The 3,586-nt window shown below is 70.9% G+C and carries 3 protein-coding genes and 1 pseudogene; all 4 read right to left on the reverse strand.

All coding sequences use genetic code 11. The features are described from left to right. Positions 1 to 213: pseudogene (locus NBW84_RS23295) on the reverse strand (L-glutamate gamma-semialdehyde dehydrogenase); the annotation flags it as partial. A gap of 252 nt (positions 214 to 465) precedes the next feature. Further along, on the reverse strand, positions 466 to 948 hold the full coding sequence (locus NBW84_RS23300) for a DUF6912 family protein (protein WP_250287415.1): 483 nt from the start codon (positions 946 to 948) through the stop codon (positions 466 to 468). 91 nt (positions 949 to 1,039) lie between these two features. Then, entirely contained in the window at positions 1,040 to 2,086 is a 1,047-nt protein-coding gene (locus tag NBW84_RS23305; RefSeq protein WP_250287416.1) for a patatin-like phospholipase family protein, read from the reverse strand. Positions 2,087 to 2,375: 289 nt separating this feature from the next. After that, on the reverse strand, positions 2,376 to 2,870 hold the full coding sequence (locus NBW84_RS23310; RefSeq protein WP_250287418.1) for a transcriptional regulator: 495 nt from the start codon (positions 2,868 to 2,870) through the stop codon (positions 2,376 to 2,378). Positions 2,871 to 3,586: the final 716 nt, after the last annotated feature.

Raw genomic sequence — 3,586 nt, forward strand, 5'->3', positions numbered from 1 at the left:
GCCCAGCACCAGCTCGTGCCGGTGCGGGGCGACCACCTCGAACGGCTCGCCGGCGCCCGGGCGCTCCCTCCCGGCGATCACCAGCGGCAGTTCGGCGCGCTCCCCCGCCAGCCGCTCCAGCGCCGCCCGCAGGCTGGCGCGCTGCGGGCTGCCCGGGGCATAGGCGCGGACCGGCTCGTTGACCGGTTCCGGGACGACAGCGACGGCATCCATCCCAACCCACCCTCCGAAGCGCTGGAAACCGAGCATTGGAAACACCGCGCCGGGACGCTCGAGGGGCGGGCCGGCCAGCCCGCGGCGCCCCTCCTGGAACGCTCCCAGACCAGGCGGCCCGCGGCCGTCCGCGACGCGCAGGAATATGTTCGCGCCTCGGGCGGCCGCCGTCCGCTGTTGTCCGCGCTCTGTCAGGTCCCGGTTCGGGTGCCGGGCCGGGCGCCGGGCCTGTGCCCGGGCCGCCCACAGGCGTCAGACGAGGTCCGCCAGCTCCTGGGTGGCGTACCAGAGCAGTTCGTAGCCGTCGGCGGTGTCCACCACGAACGCCGCGTCATCGCTGCCGAGGTCGGCCGCCACGATCGCCTCCGCCGCGGCGGCCACGGCGGCGACGGCGTCGACGGCGTCCACGTGGACGGCGGCGACGGCGGCCAGGGGCACCGGGCCGCCGATCTCGACGACGCCCCGGTCGAGGTCGTTGCGGATCCGCAGGCCGGAGTCGTCCACGTCCACTGCGAGGACCACCCGCCGGCGGGGCGCGCCCGGGTCGACGTCGAGCAGCCGCAGGCTGGCGCGGGCCGCGTCGAGCAGGAGCGCGTACTCCATCTCCTCGATGTCGGAGTGGGCATACCACTCCCGGACGGCGGGGGTGACCGCGAAGCCGAGCCCCGCCGGGACCGCCCGGTCCGCGAGGACACGCCGGGCGGCCGACAGCGTCGACGGCAGGTAGACACGCACGCTGCCAGTGTGCCGTGCGGCGCTCGACGGCCCGCACGCTGGGCACACGGAGCCAGCCGCCAGGACGGCCGACGCACGAGGGCCGGACGGGTCAGCCAGCGGCCGCCAGACGGCCGTCGGCGCCGGACGAGGCCGTGGGCACGGATGCCGTTGGTGAGGCCGTGGACGGCGTGCCCGTGGACGGCGTCCCGATGCCGGCCTCCGCCAGCGCCGCCGCGCTCGTCCGCAGCGAGGTCTGGAAAACCTCCTGCCGGCGGCTGAGATCCATGACGTTACCGCCGATGATCTCCAGATCCTCCGGCCCCGGGCAGATCACCGTGACCTTCGTCCCGGTGGCCCGCAGCAGTTCGGTCTCCCGGATCAGCACCCTGGTCGCCAGCCGCCGCATCTGGCGTTCGAGCCGGGCCAGCGCGCCCCGGGGCTGGTCGAAGCCTAACGAGCAGGCGGGCGCGAGCACCACGACCTCGTCGAGACCGGCGTCGACGAGCAGGTCCACCGATGTTGGCGACCGCGTCCCACCGTCCACATAGGGCTGCCCGTCGATAACGACGGGCGCGTACCATGACGGGATCGCGCACGACGCCATCACGGCCTCGGCGATCGACGCCCGGGGCGCGTCCGGCGAGCCGAACACGACCCGTGTCCCGGTGTCGTAGTCCATCGCGACGATCCACAACGGCGCGGGAGTCGGCCAGGTGGTCACGGTGGCGCCCACGGAGGACACCAGGTCGCCGACGGCGGCCAGCGTCCCGCGGCCCTGCGGGAGCAGGGAGACCAGGGCCACCAGCGGGGTCACCCGGCGTGGGTGCAGGGCCGAGGTGGCGAGCAGCCGACGCGAGCCGATGCGCATCCGCGGCCGCGGCGGGAGAGCCGAACCGAGGCGGGTGTAGTCGAGGACCGGATCGCCGAACAACGGCTCGCCGTATTCGGAGTTGACCATTGTTTCGACGCTCGTGCCAAGGCCGATCAGAGCCGCCAGCACCGCTCCGGCCGAGGTACCGACGGTCATGTCCATGTCGCGGACGTCGACGCCGGCCGCTTCCTCGTAGGCGCTCAGGGCACCGATCATCCACGCCGACCCGAGCACCCCCCCGGCGCCCAGTACCAGTCCGCGGCGGGGAACCCTGCTGCCAGCCATCAGCCACCTCCTGCTGCGCGTCACAACCTGCTGTGCGTCACAACCCCCCGGTACATGCCCCCGCCGCCAGCGACAGGGACCATGCCGGCGGCAGCGGTACACACCTCTGGCCCGCCGCGCACGTTCTCGTGGCTGGCCACCGCGCCTTCCCAGCATGCGGCACGCCAGGAACCAACGCTGCCCAGGAACCGACACCGTCCTGGAGCCGACCGGCACCGTCCCCAGGGGACGACCGGCACCGTCCAGGGCGGAGTCAGGGCGGAGTCAGGGCGGCCGGCGCGGCAACGCCCTACTCGGGAACCTCCTCCTCGCCGAAATTCGTCTCCAGCACGCCCCACCCCCGCAGCCGTTCGGAGAACTCCTGCGGAGTGGTGTCGTGCAGAAGGGCCAACGCCCTCAGGTCGCCGTCCCGGATGGAGAGGACCTGTCCGGCGTAGTCGTCCCGCTGGCGCTGTATCTGCGCCACCCACCGGCGCACCAGCGCGGACGAGTCCGGTGGCGCCTCAGCGAGTTTCTTCAGGTTGAGGACGGTGCGGTGCCGGTGCTCGCGAGGAGGTAGCGCCTCCTCCTCCGGCAGCAGCGCCGAGACCGGAACGCCGTAGAACGCGGCGAGTTCCGAGAGCTGGTGAACGCTGATCATCCGGTCGCCACGCTCGTAGGAGCCAACCGCCGCGGTCTTCCAGCGCCCGCGTGACTTCTGCTCCACACCTTGCAGGGACAACCCCTGCTGGATCCGTATGGCCCGGAGACGAGCTCCCACGGCCTTCGCGTACTCCCGACTCATCCGATACACCCCCCGTCCACCTCAACAGAGCACTTGGTGATCATTTATCGCTCCCACCACTGCCCCACCACTGCGGTGACGCAGGTGCTCACACTAACTGAACGTTACCCGAAAAGGATAGCTACATTTGATTAATGCAATTAGTCATCTGATCGTCACCATGGTTACTTCCCGTAAGATCTCTCCCCTCGCCAGAAGTGAAATCCACCCGAGCGGCACCGGCGCCACGCTGCGAACAGCATGATGATTGCTAACAGCTATCTTTTCTCTACGATCAGTCACTCAGACAGGCTGCCCCGGAACCGCAGTCCGTAACCGTTCCGCTGGCTGGTTAGAGGAAGATTTGCTTGTAAAAACGGCATTCCCGGCAGAGGAAGGTCGCCCGGATCGGTTACTCTTCGTATAAAATTAGCGGGACAAGTCATACTAGATCAAAAAGCGTCCGAAGCCGGGCGCGACCCGTCGGCCCGCGGCCCGCGCAGCCTCGTCCGTGCGGCCGGCCCCAGCCGCCCGCACGGCTCGTACGCACAGATCACTACAAATCGTCCTTATATGATCACATTCCGTGCACGATGCACGGCGTGCTGACAGGTGCCGGCCGTCCAGGCGCCGCCCGCGCGGTCGAACATCCGTCGGGCACGCTCCGGCGCGGCCCGCGCCCGCGGGCCGTCAGGGCAGCCGCTCCCCCCGCCCCCGGGCCGAAGCCCGGCGCGGCC

The organism is Protofrankia sp. CiP1_Cm_nod2 (assembly GCF_920664355.1).
Lineage (GTDB): Bacteria > Actinomycetota > Actinomycetes > Frankiales > Frankiaceae > Protofrankia.

Bases quoted from the DNA above. Each gene is read 5' to 3' on its own strand.
- NBW84_RS23305 (WP_250287416.1), bottom strand. From the start codon at position 2,086: ATGGCTGGCAGCAGGGTTCCCCGCCGCGGACTGGTACTGGGCGCCGGG.
- NBW84_RS23310 (WP_250287418.1), bottom strand. From the start codon at position 2,870: ATGAGTCGGGAGTACGCGAAGGCCGTGGGAGCTCGTCTCCGGGCCATA.